Raw genomic sequence first — 19,322 nt, 5'->3', positions numbered from 1 at the left:
TTCCGGTTGCTGACACCTTCAATCATGATCCCGGCGGCTTCGGTATGCCAGATCAATCCACCCTAGTTAGGAAACCCTAGGGTGCTGCGGGGCTAGCCCGGCAGCACCTCAGTCCTGCCGGTCCAGCACGGCCGCCAGGTCCTTGCGGGAGGCAATTCCCAGCTTGGCGAACGACCGGGACAGGTGCCACTCCACCGCCTTGATGGTGATGAACAGCTCCGCCGCAATCTTCCGGTTCGTGAGTCCCCTGGCCGCCAGGGAGCAGACCCGGTACTCGGCCGGCGTCAGCCGGTCGGCCTTGTTCTCCGCGACCAGCGGCAGGCGATGATCCTGCTGCGCCAGCAGGTGGGTCATGCGCCGTGCCACCGCGGCGGCCCCTATCCGGTTCCCCAGGACCAGTGCCTTGCGCGCCGCCGCCAGCGCTTCCGTCCGGAACGCCAGCAGCGCGTCGCCCTGCCCAGGCTGCAGGCAGATCTCGGCCAGGTCGGCCAGGGCCAGCGCCAGCTGGTAGCGGCCCTCATGGGCTTCGAGCAGGGCGATGGCTTCGCGCAGCATGACGACGGCGCTCGGCCCCGGCTGGGCCAGCGCGGCGGCCCGCAGCACGGTGCCGGTCAGGCGCGGGGCGCCGAAGGAGCGGACCTCCTGGAGCAGTTCCGCGGCCACCGCGGAGGCGTATTCGGTCTGCCCGGCGCGGGCGGCGGATTCAATGGCGCTGCGCGTCCACAGATTCAGCGTCGGGCCCAGGCCGGCGCCGAGGTCCATGGCGGTGGCGAAGTACTCGAGCGCCAACTGGTGGTCCCCGTGGCCGGCGGCCACCACTCCGTGCAGCTGCAGCGCCATGGCCTGCACCAGCGGCACGCGTTCTTCCGCCAGCGGGACCCGTTTCAGCAGGGCGTCGGCGGCGGCAAGATCGTCACGGGCCAGGTAGACCTCGGCCAGCGTCACGCAGGCTACCTCCAGATACGTCCGCCAGCCGGTGTCTGCCGCCTGCATGCTCGTTTCCAGGTCCATCTGGGCCAGCCGCAGCCGCCCCCGGTTCAGATGGATGGCCCCGCGGCAGTAGGTCAGGGTGGCGTTCGCCATGGGCGAGGAGTTGGCCCGCGCCTCGGCTATGGCGGCGTCCAGCAGCTCAAGGGCCGCGGCGTCCTGTTCGGAGCCGTTGAGCGCACCCGTCGCGTAGTTGATGATGTTGGACTCCGCGCCGACTTCCGCCAGCAGCTTTCCGCCGGCGCACGCCCGCAGCGCCAGCTCGCCGCTGCGCTTGGCATCCGTTCCGGTCACGGTCAGCCGCAGCGCCTCCTGCACCAACAACAGCCGGTCGCTCGGGCCGTCTTGCGCCGGGTCCTGCGCCAGGAGGCTCGCCAGCTCCTGGCCGTACTGCGTGGCGAACTGCAGTTGCTGGAACCCTGCCCCTGTCGCCAGCGCAACGACCCGGCGCCGGAGCTCGGTGTGCGGGTCGTCGTCGTTTTCCAATTCGCTCAGTGCCTGGCTGTAGTAACGCGAACTTTCCTCCACCCGGTTGATCGAATACCGGGCCTCGGCGAAATCCAGCAGCAGCTCCACGCGCGCCCGGGTGCCGTGGGTCATGGCCAGCGCCCGCCGTCCCAGGGCCTCCGCCTCCTTGAGGTGGCCGGCCGCCTGATGGGCCAGCGACGCTTCAATCACGATCCGCCGCTGCAGATCCGGTGCCAGCCCGTTCTCCGCCATGGCCCGTTCGATGAGCCGGACGGCAAGCTCCGCCGCGCCGATGCGGCGGGCGCCGCCGGCGGCATCGAGCAGGATTTCGGCCGAGGCGGGGTCGGTGCCAGGCCTGGTCGCCAGGAGATGGCCCGCCACTACTGCGCTCTCGCTGCCCTGCGCCATCAGGGCGGCCGCAGCCTGGCCGTGCAGTTCGGCCTGCCGGTCGGGCTCCAGCGTGGCGAGCACCGCTTCGGCCACCAGGGCGTGCTGGATCCGCGGACGGGGACGCAGGGAGCTCAGGAACCGCGCGGCGGCAAGGCGCTTCAGCACCGGGGTCAGTCCGGCCACCGGCAGCCCGGTCATGCGTGCCAGGAGCTGGTGGCTGGCGTCCTCCCCCAGGACGACGACGGCGTCCAGCACCGCGCGCTCGGTCGCCGAGAGCCGGTTGAGGCGGTCTTCGAGCACCGCGGCTTCCGCGCTGACCTTATTGACGCCCGCGCCGTCGAGCCCTGCCCCGGCGCCGTCCTCCAGGAGTTCGTGGACATAGAACGGCAGTCCTCCCGCCGCCGCATGGATGCGCGCCGCCACGGCATGATCCGCGGCGGGCCTCCGGTCGGCTGTCCACTCTGCCACGGCCTGGCGGTCCAGCGGTTCCAGCGGCCAGTGCACGCGCCCATCGGCACGGGAGGTACCGCCGCGGGCACCGCGGTCGTCGGCACCCAGCAGCAGGGAGTCCGCCCGGATACCGTCGCCGCGCTCCGCACCCTGGCCGGTACGCACCCCGCGCAGGAGCAGCAGCGGGGCGTCGATCAGCAGGCCCGCCATGTCGGACAGCGACTGGAGCGAGAGTTCATCGAGCCACTGGGCGTCGTCCACCACGGCGGCCACCGGTCCCTCCTGGGCCAGCGAGCGCAGTACCCAGGAGGCGGAATAGGTCAGGGCGTCCTTGTGCAGCGGGCCGCCCGCGTACGTCAGGAAGGTATGCAGCACCCGGCCCTGCCCGTCGAACGGCGGGCCCTGGTCCGGCACCTGCTGGGCCAGCGGCGCGAACCACTGCCAGAACATGGACCCGGGCAACGAGCGGCGGGCGGCGCCGGCGGCGCGCAGCAGTTTCCAGCCGCGCGCGGAGGCATCGGCGCACACCGTCTCCAGCAGGGATGTCTTGCCGATTCCGGACGGGCCGCTGACGGTCAGTTCGATGCTGCGCCCGGATTCCACAGCAGTGGCGAGGTCGCGCCACTGCGCCACCTCCCGGTCACGCCCAAACAGCCGTGTTTGTGCCACTCCTTGATCCTAGGACGCCGGCGGGACAAATTCGACGTTTCAGCGCCGTTCTTCGGCCACGCAGCGGTTGTGCAGCTCGCCGATTCCCTCGATCCGGGTCACCAGGTGCGCCCCGGCGGAAATCCATTCCCGCGGTTTCCGGGCCAGTCCCACGCCGGCCGGGGTGCCGGTGGCCAGCAGGTCGCCGGGTTCCAGGGTCATGAATTGGCTGACGTAGGACACGAGCTGCGCGCAGGAGAAGATCAGGTCCGAGGTGTTGCCCGACTGCTTGACCACGCCGTCCAGCTCGCATTCCACCGCCAGCCCCGCTTCCGGATCCAGCTCGTCTGCCGTGACGACGACGGGGCCCACCGGCGTCATCCGGTCCCAGTTTTTACCCTGGAACCATTCCGAGGTGCGGCCCTGCCAGTCCCGGACCGAGACGTCGTTCATCACCGTGTAGCCGGCGATCGCGTCCCGGGCTGCGGCCTCATCGGCGTGCCGGACGCGGGAGCCGATCACCACGGTCAGCTCGGCCTCCCAGTCGATCTTCGAGCTGGCCGCCGGCAGCACCACGTCGTCCGTGGGGCCGACCAGCGCGTTCGCGTACTTGGTGAAGATCGTGGGGTACTTCGGGACCTCCTGGCCCACTTCTTCGGCGTGGGCGTAATAGTTCAGGCCGGCGCAGAGGATCTTGCCCGGGTGCAGGATCGGCAGCTGAAGCTCCGACGCCGCGGGCGCCGGGCCCGGCTCCCCGGAGAGCGTGCGCCAGTCCCCGCGCTGCAGCAGCTCTCCGACGTCCCTGGCCGGCAGGTATTCGGTGGCGTCGCCGTCCTGCCGGAACGCCTGCGTGGTCCCGTTCCGCCGTACTGTCCCCAGACGCATCTGTACCTCCTTGCGGCAGCCGTGCACCGCCGTCGTTATGTTGTTGGGCTCCGATGGCAGCCCTCTTTGCACGATATACGGTGCCGCCACGGCTCACGGGAAGGCTGCGTCGGGACGGTCAGCCGGCATCCTGCACCAGCGGGCTACCTGCCCGCCCGGGTCCACTCGAGCAGGCGCTCCACCGGCCAGGTGGTGATGATCCGTTCGGCCGGGACGCCGTTTGCGGCCGCCCGTTCGGCGCCGTAGTGGAGGAAGTCGAGCTGACCGGGCGCGTGGGCATCGCTGTCGATGCTGAACAGGCAGCCGGCGTCGAGGGCCAACTGGATGAGCTCGTCCGGAGGGTCCTGCCGCTCGGGCCGGGAGTTGATTTCGACCGCAACGTTGTTCTCGGCGCACGCGGCGAACACGCGCCCGGCGTCGAACTCCGACTGCGGCCGCGTTCCCCGTGATCCCTTGACCAGCCGCCCCGTGCAGTGGCCCAGCACGTTGGTGCGCGGGTTCTCGATGGCGCCGAGCATCCTGCGGGTCATGGTGCCCCGGTCCGACCTCAGCTTGGAATGCACGCTGGCGACCACCACATCCAGCCGGTCGAGCATCTCCGGTGACTGATCCAGTTCGCCGCTCTCCAGGATGTCGGCTTCGATCCCGGTCAGCACCCGGAAGCCGTCCGCTCCGGCGTTGATCTCCGCGACCAGCTCGAGCTGCCTGGCCAGCCGCTCCGCGCTCAGGCCATTGGCAACCGTGAGGTTCGGCGAGTGGTCGGTCAGGGCGAGGTAGTCGCGGCCGAGCCAGCGGGCGGCATCGGCCATGGCTTCCGGCGGCGAGCCGCCGTCGGACCAGTCGCTGTGGCTGTGCAGATCACCGCGCAGGGCCTGGTGGAGCTCGCGGCCGCCCTCGGCCAGGGGCGCGGCGGCGCGCTCCCGCACCTTCGCCAGATAGTCGGGGACCTCGCCGTCGACCGCTTGCTGGATCACCACGAAGGTGCTGGAACCGATCCCTTTCATGCTCTTCAGCCGGCCGGTGCGCGCCCGCTCGGCGAGTTCGCCGGGATCCAGCCCGCCGGCGACCGCGGCTGCCCTCCGGAAAGCCTGCACTTTGTACGTTGGGGCGAGTTCGCGCTCCAGCCAGAAGGCGATTTCGTTCAAGGCGGCGACAGGATCCATGGGACCATCTTCCACTGGCACCGCCCGCTGATCCATGGCTTACGGTCTCAGGACCGGGACAGCCAGTCCGAATTGCTCCCGCAGGGCCAGCTCGGCGGCGCGGTAGCCGGCCATGCCGTGCACGCCCGGGCCCGGCGGTGTCCCAGCCGAGCACAAATAGACGCCGTGCAGCGGGGTCTGCCAGGGCTTCCGGCTCAGCACCGGACGCGCCGCGAGCTGCGGCAGGCTGACGGCCCCGGTCCCGAAGTCGCCGCCGACGTAGTTGAGATTGTAGGCCTCGTAGTCGGCCGCGGACATGCTGGCCGAATCCACCACGAGGTCGGTAAACCCGGGGGCGGCGCGCTCCAGCGCAGCGGTGATGACCGGCTCCATGTCCCGGGTGGAACCGCCCGGAACGTGGCAATAGGTCCAGAGCACGTGGCGCCCCGCGGGTGCCCGGGACGGATCGACCACGGCGGGCTGCGCCGTCAGGATCACCGGGTCCTCCGAGTGCCGGCCCCGGGCAATCTCCCGCTCGGAGGCTGCCATCTGTTCCCGTGTCCCGCCCAGATGCACGGTGCCGGCCCGGCGCAGGTCCGGATGGGTCCACGGAACCGGCCCGGACAGGATGTAGTCCACCTTGGCCGCCCCGGGTCCGTAGCGGAAGCGCCGCAGGGCGCGCGCATAGCGGGACGGGAGCCGGCCGCCGGCCAGCCGCAGCAGCTCGGTGGGTGAGGTATCCAGCATCACTGCCTCGGCGCCGGTCAGCTCGGCGAGCGACGCGACCCGGTGCCCGGTCTCCAGCCGGCCGCCGTGGGCCCGCAGGTCCTCGGCCATGGCGTCGATGATGGCCTGTGATCCCCGGGCGGGCAGGGGGAAGCCCACGGCATGGGCGAGCGCGCCCAGCATCAGCCCCGCACCAGCGGACGAGAGGCGGCGCACCCCGCCGGTCGTGTGTGCGGCGACGCCGGTCAGCAGCGCCGGTGCGAACTGTTCCTTGAAGCGCAGGTTCCAGGCGGGTGAGCCCTGCTCCAGGGCGCGGAGCCCGTACCGGAAGGCCGTGACCGGGCTCGCGGGCACCTGGAGGAGCTGGTCCATGGTGAACTCGAGCAGCGCGTCGGTCCGGGCGACGAGCGGCTCCATCAGCTGCCGGTACGCGCCGCCGTCGGCCCCCAACCCGTCCACGGTCCGGTCGAGGTCGCGATGGGCGACCGCCGCGGCGGCCCCGTCGATCACCTGGCCGTAGGAGACGTCCGGCACCAGCAGTTCGATCCGCTGGTCCAGCCCGAAGTCCCGGAAAAACGGCGAGGCCGCGGCCATCGGATGCACCGCGGAGCAGACGTCGTGCCAGTGGCCCGGCTCCATCAGCTCCAGCGTGCGCGAGCCGCCGCCGGGCGTGGCTGCCGCTTCGAAGACCGTGACGCCGAGGCCCGCGCGCGCCATGATGACGGCCGCCGCCAACCCGTTCGGCCCGGCGCCGACTACCGCTACGTCCGTCACGTTGGATCTCCTTCACGCTGTGGCTTCCACCTTGTGGCCTGCGCGGCCTCACCGGCAATGCCAGGCCAGATGGAAGGCCGCCGCCACGCTTTTATGCCTGGCGGCGCATATTCGCCCTGCCCGCTCGTCTTGGCGGCCGGCGGACCGGCACCGCGGCCCCTGGTGCCGCCCGGCAGCGGCAGCGTGAACCTGTCGGGCGCCCCGTTGTAACCCCCGCCCTGCGGGTCGTCGGTGCCCACGCGGCGGACCGGATCATGCTCCGGCGACCAGATGGCCCGCACCACCTTCCCCGCCATGTATGCCGTTGCTGCAACATGAGCGATGACGGCCAGCACGTAGTACGGGGCGTCCAGATTGCGCGCCGCTTCGCCGCCGCTCGTCACCTGGCCCAGATGCATCCAGACGGCCCACCAGTGCATGGCCTCGAAAAACTGCCAGATCAGGAAGTCGCGCCACCGGGGATGCGCGAGTACGGCCAGTGGCACCAGCCACACCACGAATTGCGGCGAGTAGACCTTGTTGGTGAGCACGAAGGCGGCCACCACCAGGAAAACCAGGGACGCCATCCGGGGCCGCCTCGGCGCCGCCAAGGCCAGGAGCGCGATGCCCGCGCAGGCGGCCGCAAACAGGAGGAAGGAGGCGGTGTTGATGAATTCGGGGCTGAGGACCGGCAGTTGCTGCCGTTGCGCCGTCAAGTTGTAGGCGTACCAGATCGACGAATGACCGGCTTCGCGTTGCCGGCTGTAGTCGAGGAAGTGGAACCAGCCGCCGAAGTCCCGCAGCATGAACGGAAGATTGACCGCCAGCCAGGTCGCGGCCGCCGCCAAGGCGGACCGGGCCAGGGGGCGGTACCTGCCGGTCCGCACCGCCAGCAGCAGGATGGGCCCCAAGATCAGCACCGGATACAACTTGAGCGCCGCGCCGAGGGCGATGAACACCCCGGCCAGGACCGGGCGGCGCCGTGCGAAGGCGAGCATCGCCAGGGCGGCCAGCATTGCGGCCCAGAGGTCCCAGTTGATCGTCCCGGCGAGCACAATGCCCGGGGCCAGCGCCACCATCGCCGCGTCCCAGGGCCGCCGGTGGCTCATCCGCGCCGTCGCGATGACGGTGACCAGCCAGACCACGGCCACCAGGGTGGCGTTGATATCGAAATAGGCCAGGGCCCGTTCCGGGGACGCGCCCTCGCCGGGAACCAGCCACGCCGTCGCCCCGGCCACCAGCCCCAGCAACACGGGGTACTCGAAGGAACTTCCCGCCGTGACGAACGGCATCACACCTTCGGCGAGGCCGCGGGACTCGAACAGCACCGGCCAGTCCGAATAGCAGCCCATGTAGAAATAGTCCGGCAACTCCCACCCGGCCAGCCGGCACGGCGTTTTGACCACGACGGAAAGCAGCGCGGCGAGCGTGGTCAAGATGATCAGCACGCGCTCCACGGTGAAAAATCCGGGCGAGACCAGGCCCGGGGCGCTGTGCCGGCCCAACGGTCCGCCCACCATTTCGGTGAACTGCCTCAGGAGCGGGTCGTTACGGCTGGGCACCACTATGCGCAGCGGCATGCGGCGCGAAGAGCGGGACCCGGGCATGGTCCAAGACTACTGTCGGCGGCACCATCGGCCACAGATCCGGGTCCGTGCGGCAGGTTACCCATTTCGTCCGCTGTTGCACGCCTTCCCGTAACCTGGTCCACCCCCGGCCGTTACCGGTGCTTCCTACCGTGACTCCAATGAGTTACAACGATCCGCAGGAAGTCCTGGTCGTCATCCCGGCCCGCGGCGGTTCCAAAGGGATCCCGTTCAAGAACCTGTTGCCCGTGGCCGGGCGGAGCCTCGTGGCCCGCGCCATCGACAGTGCGTTGGCGGCCCCGTCCGTGACCGACGTCGTCGTCAGCACCGACCATCCGGACATCGCGGCCGAAGCCGCACGCTGCGGCGCCCGCGTCGTCATCCGCCCCGCGGAGCTTTCCGGGGATACCGCCACCAGCGAATCCGCCGTGCTCCACGTGCTCGCCACGCTGCCCCGGCCCCCGGCGGTCACCGTCCTGCTGCAGTGCACCTCGCCGTTCATCGAACCGGAGCACCTGGACCGGGCCGTCCTGGACGTGCTGGAGGACCGCGCCGACGTCGCCTTCTCCGTCACCGAAAGCCACGCGTTCCATTGGACGCTTGACGACGACGGTGCCGTCACCGCCGTCGGGCACAGCGCCGACGTGCGGCCCCGCCGCCAGGACCGCCGGCCGCAGTACCGCGAAACAGGGGCGTTCTACGCCATGCGCACCGAGGGTTTCCTCGAACGCGGGCACCGCTTCTTCGGCCGGCTGAAGCTGCAGGAAGTGCCCGCCGGGCAGGCCGTCGAAATCGACTCGCTGGAAGACCTCGACGTGGTCCGGGCACTGTCCGGCCGGGCGGGCGCGCCGGTGGCCGGCGCGGTCGACGTGGACGCCCTGGTCATGGACTTCGACGGCGTCCACACCGACGACCACGCCTTCGTGAATGCCGAAGGCGAAGAGTTTGTCCGCGTCAGCCGCGAGGACGGCATGGGAATTTCCCGACTGCGCAGCACCGGCATTCCGCAACTGATTTTGTCCACCGAACGCAACAAGGTGGTCAGCGCCCGGGCCGGAAAGCTCGGCATCGACGTCCTCCAGGACGTCTCGGACAAGGCCGGAGCGGTCCGCCAGTGGATATCCGCCAACCGGCTGGATCCCGACCGGGTTGCCTACGTGGGCAACGACGTCAACGACCTGCCCGCCATGGGCGTCGTTGGTTGGCCGGTGGCTGTGGGCGACGCCCGCGCCGAGGTCAAGGCTGCGGCACGGACCGTGCTGCAGCATCACGGCGGCGAAGGTGCGGTCCGCGAAATCTGCGAACTCATCCTCGCCGCCCACAGCGGTGCCGCCGACGAGCGCCGCCGGCAACAAGCCACCACAGCAGCAACAACAGAGAGAGTGCACTGATGACTACCGAAGCTACCGTTTCCGCCAATGTTCCCGCCGGTTCCCCGGCGCCCGTCGCGATCGGCGACGTGCAGGTCGGTGCCGGACAGCCGGTTTACGTGATCGGCGAGATCGGCATCAACCACAACGGCGACATCGAGATCGCCAAGCAGCTGATCGACGTCGCCGCCGAGGCCGGCGCGAACGCGGTGAAGTTCCAGAAGCGCACCCCGGAGATCTCCACCCCCGCGGACATGCGGGACAAGATGCGCTCCACCCCGTGGGGCGAGATGACCTACCTGGACTACCGGTACCGGGTCGAGTTCGACATGCCGATCTACCAGAAGCTGATCTCCCACGCCGCCGACCGGGGCCTGCACTGCTTCGCCTCGCCGTGGGACGTGCCCTCCGTCGCGTTCATGGAGGAAGCCGGCGCGCTGACTCACAAGGTCGCCTCCGCCTCCGTGACCGACCTTGAACTGCTCACCGCGCTGCGCGAGACCGGCAAGCCGGTGATCCTGTCCACCGGCATGTCCACGATCGAGCAGATCGACAAGGCCGTGGAGGTTCTGGGCACGGACAAGCTGATCCTGATGCACGCCACCTCCACCTACCCGCTGCCGCCGGAAGAGGCGAACCTGCGGATGATCACCACGCTGCAGGAGCGTTACCAGGTGCCGGTCGGCTACTCCGGGCACGAACGCGGCCTGCAGATCTCGCTGGCCGCCGTGGCCCTGGGCGCCGTGACGGTGGAACGGCACATCACCCTGGACCGGACCATGTGGGGATCGGACCAGGCGTCCTCGCTGGAGCCCAAGGGCTTCGAGGCGCTGATCCGCGACATCCGGATCCTGGAAGAAGCCATGGGCGACGGCGTCAAGCGCGTCTTCCCGGGCGAACTGGCACCGCTGTCCCGCCTGCGCCGGGTGGACGGCTAACCACACGTCATGAACCAGCCATTACTGAGCGTCATCATCCCGGCGAAAGACCAGGCCCCTTTCATCCGCGACGCGATGACCAGCCTGACCCGCCAGTTCGATGATCCCTCGGTCATGGAAATCATCGTCGTCGATGACGGTTCCACCGACGGGACCGGGGAGCTGGCCGCCGCCTTCACCGGCCGGCTCCCCGGCCTGCGCATCCTCCGCAACGACGCCGCAACCGGCCTGGCCGCGGCCCGCAACAAGGGGCTGGACGCCTCCACCGGACGCTACATCGCCTTCTTCGACCCGGATGACTGGTACGCGCCCGGCCACCTGTCGCGCATCACCGCCGAGATCAGGGAGCTGGGGGTGGACTTCCTGCGCGTGGACCACATCCGGCACGCCAATGGAATCCGGACCATTCATCGCGCGCCGCAGGCTGTGCGCGGCGTTGCCCTCGATCCCCGCCAGGACATTGGTCCCATCGACGCCTCGAGCATGGTGGATTATCCGTTCGCGCCCTTCGGCATCTTCGACGGCGCGCTCAAGGAGGCCGGGCTGCTGCACTTTGTGGACGGCCTGCATACCGCCGAGGACCGTCCCTGGATCTGGCGCCTGCATCTGCAGGCAACCTCCTACGCGGTTTCGGACCAGTTGGGTGCTTTCTACCGCCGGGGCGTCGCCACGTCCTTGAGCCAGATATTCGACCGCAGGCAGTTGGATTTCCTGCGCAGCTACGCCGAGGTCTTCCGGCTGGTGGCCGCAGACCGCGAGGCAGACCGCTTTCGGCCGAAAGCGATCCGGCAATTCCTGGCCATCGCCTGCCATCATCTCGACCGGTCGGACTCGATGTCCAAAGCTGTCCGCCGGGAACTGACGTCCGGGATCCGCGCTGCCGTGGCCAGCCTTCCGACCCCCGCCGTCAGCGCCTGTCTGGCGGCCCTGGACAAGAACCGGCGTCAGAAGCTGGCAACAGCGATCGGAACAGTGAAGTGAAAGAACTCTTCGTCGTATCAACCCTCTACCAGGTCGTCTCGCTGGCCGCGGCCGTGGACGACGGGACCGTGCCCGAGACCGGCGCCGAACGCATCCTCGTGTTGACCAACAACGCCATGATTCCGGAGATCACTGTCCCGTTCCACGAGTCGCCGGGCTTCACCGAAGCCGCCCGCAGGTTCGACCGCGTGGTGGACCTCAGCAAGCTGCTCTGGCCCCGGCGGCCGGGGCAGTTCAATCCCCGCGAGCAAGACCTGGATCTATGGCAAAAGCTGCTGCGCTCGGAATGGGATCTGGGCGACGATCCGGTCCACCTTTATGTCGAGTCCATCCAGGTCAACCCTGCGGTTGCCCTGGCCCGGACCTTCGCCCGGGCCGCCGTCTCAGTACATTCGGACGGCCTGATGAGCTACGGCCCCACGCGCAACCCCGTCCCGCTGGCCGTGGCCCAGCGGCTCGATTCCCTGCTGTATGTGGACCTTGTTCCGGGGCTGCGCCCGCAGTTGTTGCGGGAGCACGATCCCAAGCTGCTGCCGGTGGATCCGGCCTCCCTGCGTCGCGCCATGGAGGAGTTGAACCGGTCGGTGCCGCCCATGGTGCTTCCGGTGTCCCAACCGGAGGCCGCCGGAAGCGCGCTGCTGCTGGGCCAGTACCTGTCCGAGCTCGGAATCCTGTCGGCCGAGGAAGAAGTGGCGCTGCACCGCCGGATGATCGAAAAGGCCATGGAGCGGGGGCTGCGGCACTGCATCTTCAAACCCCATCCCAGCGCCGGCCCGGGAGCCGTGCGCTCCGTCCAGTCGGCGGCCGGGGACCTCGGTGTACAGCTGGATATCCTGGAGTCCTCCGTTCCCGCGGAAGTAGTCATGCAGCGTCTTCAGCCGCAGTTGGTGGTCAGCTGTTTCTCCACCGCCCTCATGACCGCCAAGTACCTGTTCAACATCGATGCGGCGGCCGTAGGAACCGAGCTGCTGCTGGAGCGGCTGACTCCGTACGAAAACAGCAACCGCGTGCCGGTCACCATCATCGACGCGATCCTGGAACAAAACGTCCAAGCCCCGGACCAGGAGGCGGCAGACACTCCCCCGGCCCGCCGCCTGCAGCAACTGGTCGAGGCCGTCTCCTACTGCATGCAGGCCGATACGCTGGCAGCAGGCCGCCGGAGTGCGGAGACTTATCTGCACCACATCCAGGACGGACCCCATATGCGCTACTTCAAGCGGCGGCGGCTGACCAAGCTTCAGCTGCCGGGCGGATTGCCGCCGGCCGTGGCCGCCCACCCGCTGGCCAAAGTCGGGCGGCTGGGCCGGCGTGTGGTCCGCAAACTCCGGCCACGGGTCGCCCCGTGAGGCTGGCGCCATGACGGAAACAGCGATCACCGCGGCGTTCCTTCCCCAGCTCGGGCCGGCGGCGGACGGCCGTCCAACCCGTCCGCCCGCCAGGTCCAAGACGCAGTGGGGGCGGCGCCGGAGCGAACTGGTGCGCCCGCGCTTCGGCCGGGCTGCCGTCTGGGCCGAGTCCCCCTTGCAGTTGCTCAGCGCCGTCGAGGCACACGGTGCCGGCCTGCTGGGACAGGAAACGCTCATCTACCCCCGCAGCGATGCCGTAGGCATGGACAGCACACTGCAATCGTTGATGGAACAGGTGCCGAGCGGCGTCCGGTTCGCGCCGCCGTCGGCCGCCCTCCCCGCCGTGCGCAACAAAAAGCTCGACCGCTGGGTCACCGGCGACGCCTACTCCGGCAAGGTCCAGGCGGAACTGTTGCGCGGCGTCGGCGCGGACGAACTGGTCATCGTGGACGACGGCCTGGCGACGCTGAGCCTGCTGCACATGCTGGTCAGCGCGCGACCCGTCCCGCTGATCCGGCCGCGGGCCGTGCCGACCACCCGCCGCAAGGCGCTGGGCCTGGCCACCTGGTGGACCCTGCGCCGGATGGCCAGCCAGGGCCGGCTGCTGGTGTTCACGGCCTTGGCCGTGCAGCCGGCAGTGGAGAAGAAGTTCCGGGCCCTCGGCGGGCACTTGGAACGGCACCGTTTCGAGTGGCTGGGCACCCAGCCTGTCACCGAGAACATCAGCGAACCGACCATCGTGGTCGGTTCGGCCATGCCCGCCGACGGACTGATCCGGGCGGAGCCATACCTGGACTGGGTACGGTCACTGACCGACGACGGCCCGGTTGCGTATTTCCCGCACCGCCGGGAACAACCGGAACTGCTCAGCGTCCTGGCGGAGCATCCGCTGATCCACGTCAAGCAACACACGATCCCGGTGGAAATGCGCCTGCGCGGCCTGCGGCCCGGGCAGGCAGTCCGCGCCCTGCCCTCTACGGTACTGGCCTCGCTGCGCCTGATCCTTGCCCCTTCCGGCGTACCGCTGAAGGGGCAGCCGGTACCGCACGACTGGTGGCTGCCCGAGACAACGGAGGAACTGCGCCGGCACCTGAGCAGCTCCCTGTGTGACGGAGGCAAGCGATGACGGCGGATCCTCGGCAAGCCGCCGTACCCGCGGCCGACGGGCACCACCCGGTCCAGCCGTTCCGTCTGCTGGCAATTGCCGACAGCGACTCCTACCTGAAGTTCGCCTGCGCCACGCTGGAGACCGTCGGTGCCGGGTGGGAGCGAGAGGTGCTGCTGGTGCGCTCCCCCATCCTTCCGACACTGGAGCAGACCCAGGCTGCTACGGCCGGGACGTTCCTGGCCGGCAAGGCGCCGCGGGTGATCCCCGCCTCCGGCTTGCGGGCCGCGCTGGCCGGCGCCGACATCGTGCTGGCAGCAGCCACCGGACCCATCGTGGAAGAAATTTTCACCCAGGCGTCCCGGATGCCGCAGCGGCCGGCACTGGTGTCCGCGCTGCCCGGCGTCGCCTTCCCCGCGACCCGCAAGGCGCTGAACTACCGGGCGCTCGGCGACGCGTTCATCACCCACAGCCACGCCGAATGCCGGGCGTTCAGCGACTTGGCCGACGCCATGGGGCTGTCCCAACGGATCCTGGTTTCACGGCTGCCGTTCCTGGCCTCGCCCGGCCGTCCGGAGCCGCAGCAGAAGCCGCTGGACTCGGTGGTGTTCGCGCCCCAGGCCAAAGTCCCGGTGGAGCGCGAGCAGCGCGTCGCCATCCTGCAGGCCCTCGCGGCGTTGGCCAGGCGGCGGCCGGAGCTGTCCGTGCGGGTGAAGCTGCGGGCCTGGGCGGGCGAGCCGCAGACGCACATGGAGCAGTACCCGTTCGACCAGTTGTGGGCGGACCTGGTCGCGGCGCGGGCGGTGGGCGGGCACGAACTGCAGTTCTGCACCGGCCCCATGTCGGAACAGCTCAGCGCGGGAGCGGCCATGGTGACCGTCAGTTCCACCGCGGCCCTGGAAGCGCTCGACGCCGGCCTGCCGGTGCTCATCCTGGACGACTTCGGACTCTCCGAGCAGATGTTGAACAAGGTGTTCGACGGTTCCGGGCTGGTCGGCAACCTGCAGGACCTGGTGGCCGGCCGGTTCGGGCACCCCGACCCGCGCTGGCTGCGGGACAACTACTTCCACGCCCAGTCGGTGCGGCTGGATGAATTGCTGGCCAGCTTCGCGGCGCGCGCCCGGGCCGGGAAGCTGGCGACCGATCCGGAGCGCCTGGCCGCGGTGCAACGCCGCAAGCTGCGCGCCAGGCTGCGCACCGTCCTGCCCGCGCCGGCTCTGAGGCTGGTGCGCCGGCTGCGCAACGCCCGGCGGCAGCCCGCCTGAGCGCCCAAACCACTCCGCGCACCTGCCCGGGAATGGACAAACCCGCTGATGTGTTGAAACACGGCGTAGACTGGATAGGCTGCCCGCCATCGGCGCGGCGGCCATACAGAAGTGTTTCGAAGGAGAACCGTGGCAGAGAACCCCATCCGGGTAGCGATCGTCGGTGTTGGAAACTGTGCGGCCTCGCTGGTCCAGGGCGTCCACTACTATCGTGGCGCCGACCCGAGCGCAACGATCCCCGGCCTGATGCACGTCAAGTTCGGCGCCTACCACGTCGACGACGTGGAGTTCGTCGCCGCATTCGACGTCGACGGCAAGAAAGTGGGCCTGGATCTGGCTGACGCGATCGGCGCCAGCGAGAACAACACCATCAAGATCGCCGATGTTCCGGCCACGGGCGTCAAGGTCCAGCGCGGCCACACCCTGGACGGCCTGGGCAAGTACTACCGCGAGACCATCGTGGAGTCCGACTACGAGCCCGTGGACGTGGTCGCTGCTTTGCGCAAGGCCAAGGTAGACGTCATGGTCTGCTACCTGCCGGTCGGTTCCGAGAAGGCCGCCAAGTTCTACGCACAGTGCGCCATCGACGCCGGCGTCGCGTTCGTTAACGCCCTTCCGGTCTTCATCGCCGGCACCCAGGAATGGGCCGACAAATTCACCGCGGCCGGGGTTCCGATCGTCGGCGACGACATCAAGAGCCAGATCGGTGCCACCATCACCCACCGCGTGATGGCCAAGCTGTTCGAAGACCGCGGCGTGGTGCTGGACCGGACCTACCAGCTGAACGTCGGCGGCAACATGGACTTCAAGAACATGCTCGAGCGCGAGCGCCTGGAGTCCAAGAAGATCTCCAAGACCCAGGCCGTCACCTCCAACACTTCGGCCGTGCTCGGCGACGACGACGTGCACATCGGCCCCTCGGACTACGTGTCCTGGCTGGATGACCGCAAGTGGGCGTTCGTCCGCCTCGAAGGCCGCAACTTCGGCGACGCCCCGGTCTCGCTTGAATACAAGCTCGAGGTCTGGGACTCCCCCAACTCGGCCGGCGTGATCATCGACGCCATCCGTGCCGCCAAGATCGCCCTGGACCGCGGCGTCGGCGGGCCGATCCTCTCGGCTTCCAGCTACTTCATGAAATCCCCGCCGGAACAGTACGACGACGACACCGCCCGCGCGAAGGTCGAAGCCTTCATCCGCGGCGACTCCGACCGCTAAGACACCGTAAGAACCGGGGCCGGCCTGAGGCCGGCCCCGGTTCTTCTTTTTGCCAGCCGGCGGCGGCTTCCGGGTAGATTGGGCTCATGGCCGTCCCCTCCCTGTCCCCCGCCGGGAAGCTCGGAGGACCGACCCCCCTCCCCCGCCGCAACTACGCGCTGGACATCCTGCGCATTGTCAGCATCGTCGGCGTGGTGGCCATTCACTCGTTCGGTGAGCTGGCCGGCGACGATGACCGCCGCCATCAACCGGACTGGGTCTGGGCGGCGATCATCGACATTGCCTTCATCTGGGTGGTGCCGGTCTTCGTCGTCATTTCCGGCGCGCTGGTGCTGGCGCCGCGGACGCACGCGGAAGGCGCCATGGCGTTCTACCGCAAACGCGCCCTGCGGCTGCTGCCCGCCCTCGTGGCCTGGCACCTGGCCTACATCTTCCTCGGCAGCCACCTGATGCTCGGGCGCGAACTCGAACCGGTCGCCGTGCTGGTGTCCGTCTTCGACACCCACGTGTACCCGCACCTGTACTTCCTGTGGCTGATCCTGGGCCTGTACCTGGTGGCACCGCCGCTTGCCCGCTACCTGCAGCGGGTGACGTTACGACGGGCGGCCGCCGCGACCGGCGGCGTGCTGGTCCTGACGCTGGCGCTGTTCAGCCTCCAGGCCGCCAGCATCCAGTACGAGTGGGGCTGGCAGTACCCCTGGAACATCCTGACCCAGTGGTTTCCTTACCTGGGATACTTCATGGCCGGCTGGGTGCTCACCCAGGTGCGCCTCCCGCGCGGTGCGGTCGCAGCGGCGGGGGGCGCCGCCGTCGTGCTGTCCGTTTTCAACATCTGGCACTGGATCAACCAGGATTCCACGCCGCTGCTCAACATCATCACGCCGTCCAGCTACGTGGGGCTCGGTGTCACCGCGGCAGCGTTGTGCATCTTTGCCTCGGTATACCACCTGCTGGCCGGGTGGCAGCCGCCGGGCTGGCTGGGCCGGATGCTCGTCCAGCTGTCAAACGCCTCCTTCGGCGTGTTCCTGTGCCACTACCTGTTCCTGACGTGGCTGAGCTTCCACGTCTTCCCGGACCGCGAGCCGTCGCTGCCGCTCTTGTTCCTGAAGTTCTCCGTGGCCACGGCCTGCTCCTTCGCCCTGACCCTGGTTGCGTTGCGGACGCCCGTGCTGCGGCGGTTGTTCTAGGCCGATGCGGCGGTAGCAAGCCGAAGCGGCCGTTCCAGGCCGAGGTGCAGTGCCCGGCCGAAGCCGCGCAGGGGCTAGAAGAGTCCGGTGATGACGCCGTCGTCGTCCACGTCCATCCGGCCGGCCGCCGGTTCCTTCGGCAGGCCCGGCATGGTCATGACGTCGCCGGTCAGCGCCACGATGAAACCCGCCCCGGTCTTTGGGATCAGGTCCCGCACGGTGATGCTGAAGCCGCTCGGCGCCCCCAGGATCGAGGGGTTGTCGGTGAAGGAATACTGCGTCTTGGCCATGCACACCGGAAGCTTGCCCCACCCGTTCGCCTCGATTTCGGCCAGCCGCTTGCGGGCCGGGCTGGTGAACTCCACGTGGTCCGCCCCGTAGATTTGCTGGGCGATCGTCTCGATCTTTTTCTCCACGGTCAGGTCCAGGTCGTACAACGGGGAGAACGACTGCGGCTGCTGCAGGACGTGGGCCACCTTCGCGGCCAGCGCATCGCCGCCGGGGCCGCCGCCGCCCTGGCCCCAGACATCGGCAATAGCTGCTTCAACGCCCTTCTGCCGGCACCAGCCCAGCACCCAGTCGAGTTCTTCCGGGCTGTCGGTGGTGAACTTGTTGATGCCCACCACGGGCGTGAGTCCGAATTTGAGCGCGTTGTCCACGTGGCGCTCAAGATTGGCGATGCCGGCCTGCACGGCGTCCAGGTTCGGTTCCTTCAGCTGCTCCTTGGGGATGCCGCCGTGCATTTTCAGCGCCCGGATGGTGGCCAGCACCACGATGGCGGACGGCGCGAAACCGCCGGCGCGCGCCTTGATGTCCATGAACTTCTCGGCGCCAAGATCGGACCCGAACCCGGCTTCGGTCACCACGACGTCGGCGAGCCGGCGGGCGGTCTGCGTGGCCAGCAGCGAGTTGCAGCCGTGGGCGATGTTGGCGAACGGGCCGCCGTGCACGAAGGCGGGCGTGCCGGCGATGGTCTGGACCAGGTTCGGCTTGATCGCGTCTTTGAGCAGCATGGCAAGCGCGCCCTGCACACCCAGGTCTGCCACGGTGACGGGCTTGCGGTCGTAGGTGTAGCCGACGGTGATCCGTGACAGCCGGGCCTTCAGGTCGGCGAGGTCGGACGAGAGGCAAAAGACCGCCATGACCTCGGAGGCGACAGTGATATCGAAGCCCGCTTCCCGGGGCACCCCCTGCGTCGGCCCGCCCAGTCCGATCACTACCTGGCGCAGCGCGCGGTCGTTCATGTCCAGCACCCGCCGGAACGTCAGCCGGCGGGGGTCGATGCCCAGCGCGTTGCCCTGGTAGATATGGTTGTCCACCAGCGCCATCAACGCGTTGTTCGCCGAGGTGATGGCGTGGAAGTCTCCGGTGAAGTGCAGGTTGATGTCATCCATCGGGAGCACCTGCGAATAGCCGCCGCCGGTTGCCCCGCCCTTCATGCCCAGGATCGGGCCGAGGGAAGGTTCACGGATGGCCACCATGGTCTTGTGCCCGGCCCTGGCCAGGGCGTCCGCCAGGCCCACCGTGAGCGTGGATTTGCCTTCACCGGCCGGGGTGGGCGACATAGCGGTCACCAGGACCACCTGGCCGCGCGGTTCCTTGTGGCCCTCCCCCAGTTTGGCGGGATCAACCTTCGCCTTGTAGCTGCCGTAGAACTCGAGAGCGTCCGCCGGGATGCCCGCGGCGTCGGCTATGTCGGTAATGGGCCGCAAGGTGGCGCGCCGGGCAATCTCCAGGTCGGTCAGCGGAGCCGGTTCAGACATCGTCGTCCTTCTTCCTTCGCATAAGCCAAACAGGCGGCAGCGCCGCCACAGCCAACGTATCAGCCAAGAAGGCCGTCGTCACCGGTCTCGTCGGGGGAGAAGCGAAGCCGCAGAACG

14 protein-coding genes are annotated in these 19,322 nt (G+C 69.1%); 8 read left to right on the top strand and 6 right to left on the bottom strand.

What is annotated here, in order from left to right:
- Positions 1-108 precede the first annotated feature (108 nt).
- The 5 genes from AC5RVS_RS03110 to AC5RVS_RS03090 all read right to left on the bottom strand — a co-directional run bounded on the left by AC5RVS_RS03110 (position 109) and on the right by AC5RVS_RS03090 (position 8,056).
- Entirely contained in the window at positions 109-2,964 is a 2,856-nt protein-coding gene (locus AC5RVS_RS03110; RefSeq protein WP_494107063.1) for a helix-turn-helix transcriptional regulator, read from the bottom strand.
- Between the two features lie 39 nt (positions 2,965-3,003).
- On the bottom strand, positions 3,004-3,828 hold the full coding sequence (locus AC5RVS_RS03105) for a fumarylacetoacetate hydrolase family protein (RefSeq protein WP_494107062.1): 825 nt from the start codon (positions 3,826-3,828) through the stop codon (positions 3,004-3,006).
- A gap of 143 nt (positions 3,829-3,971) precedes the next feature.
- Positions 3,972-4,991 carry a PHP domain-containing protein gene (locus AC5RVS_RS03100; protein WP_494107061.1) on the bottom strand — a complete coding sequence of 340 codons (1,020 nt, stop codon included), beginning with the start codon at positions 4,989-4,991 and terminating at the stop codon, positions 3,972-3,974.
- 39 nt (positions 4,992-5,030) lie between these two features.
- Entirely contained in the window at positions 5,031-6,470 is a 1,440-nt protein-coding gene (locus AC5RVS_RS03095) for a phytoene desaturase family protein (RefSeq protein WP_494107060.1), read from the bottom strand.
- Positions 6,467-8,056 (bottom strand): glycosyltransferase family 87 protein, encoded by a 1,590-nt coding sequence (locus AC5RVS_RS03090; RefSeq protein WP_494107059.1) that lies wholly within the window; start codon positions 8,054-8,056, stop codon positions 6,467-6,469. Before AC5RVS_RS03090 ends, AC5RVS_RS03095 begins: the two co-directional genes overlap by 4 nt.
- 140 nt (positions 8,057-8,196) lie before the next feature.
- On the opposite strand from AC5RVS_RS03090, the gene AC5RVS_RS03085 reads away from it, so the two are divergent.
- The 8 genes from AC5RVS_RS03085 to AC5RVS_RS03050 all read left to right on the top strand — a co-directional run bounded on the left by AC5RVS_RS03085 (position 8,197) and on the right by AC5RVS_RS03050 (position 17,442).
- Positions 8,197-9,426: a cytidylyltransferase domain-containing protein gene (locus AC5RVS_RS03085; RefSeq protein WP_494107058.1), complete on the top strand. Its 1,230-nt coding sequence runs from the start codon at positions 8,197-8,199 to the stop codon at positions 9,424-9,426.
- A complete protein-coding gene (locus tag AC5RVS_RS03080) occupies positions 9,426-10,343 on the top strand; it encodes an N-acetylneuraminate synthase family protein (RefSeq protein WP_494107057.1) in 918 nt (305 codons plus the stop codon). Before AC5RVS_RS03085 ends, AC5RVS_RS03080 begins: the two co-directional genes overlap by 1 nt.
- A gap of 9 nt (positions 10,344-10,352) precedes the next feature.
- The gene (locus tag AC5RVS_RS03075) at positions 10,353-11,324 is read left to right on the top strand and encodes a glycosyltransferase (protein WP_494107056.1); all 972 of its coding nucleotides are present in this window, start codon (positions 10,353-10,355) and stop codon (positions 11,322-11,324) included.
- Positions 11,321-12,670 (top strand): polysialyltransferase family glycosyltransferase, encoded by a 1,350-nt coding sequence (locus AC5RVS_RS03070; RefSeq protein WP_494107055.1) that lies wholly within the window; start codon positions 11,321-11,323, stop codon positions 12,668-12,670. The genes AC5RVS_RS03075 and AC5RVS_RS03070 overlap by 4 nt, the downstream gene beginning before the upstream one ends.
- A 10-nt stretch (positions 12,671-12,680) precedes the next feature.
- Complete coding sequence (locus AC5RVS_RS03065; RefSeq protein ID WP_494107054.1) at positions 12,681-13,796, top strand: hypothetical protein; 1,116 nt, start codon at positions 12,681-12,683, stop codon at positions 13,794-13,796.
- Positions 13,793-15,040 carry a DUF6716 putative glycosyltransferase gene (locus tag AC5RVS_RS03060; protein WP_494107053.1) on the top strand — a complete coding sequence of 416 codons (1,248 nt, stop codon included), beginning with the start codon at positions 13,793-13,795 and terminating at the stop codon, positions 15,038-15,040. Before AC5RVS_RS03065 ends, AC5RVS_RS03060 begins: the two co-directional genes overlap by 4 nt.
- A 129-nt stretch (positions 15,041-15,169) precedes the next feature.
- Complete coding sequence (locus tag AC5RVS_RS03055) at positions 15,170-16,255, top strand: inositol-3-phosphate synthase (RefSeq protein WP_493988348.1); 1,086 nt, start codon at positions 15,170-15,172, stop codon at positions 16,253-16,255.
- A gap of 86 nt (positions 16,256-16,341) precedes the next feature.
- Entirely contained in the window at positions 16,342-17,442 is a 1,101-nt protein-coding gene (locus AC5RVS_RS03050; RefSeq protein WP_494107052.1) for an acyltransferase, read from the top strand.
- A gap of 74 nt (positions 17,443-17,516) precedes the next feature.
- Here the strand turns inward: AC5RVS_RS03050 and AC5RVS_RS03045 are convergent, their stop codons facing one another.
- Positions 17,517-19,205: a formate--tetrahydrofolate ligase gene (locus AC5RVS_RS03045; RefSeq protein ID WP_494107051.1), complete on the bottom strand. Its 1,689-nt coding sequence runs from the start codon at positions 19,203-19,205 to the stop codon at positions 17,517-17,519.
- Between the last annotated feature and the right edge of the window lie 117 nt (positions 19,206-19,322).

Source organism: Arthrobacter sp. Y3221048 (assembly GCF_059092685.1).
Note: the sequence above shows the minus strand (reverse complement) of the source record. Positions and strands in the feature narration are given on the sequence as shown.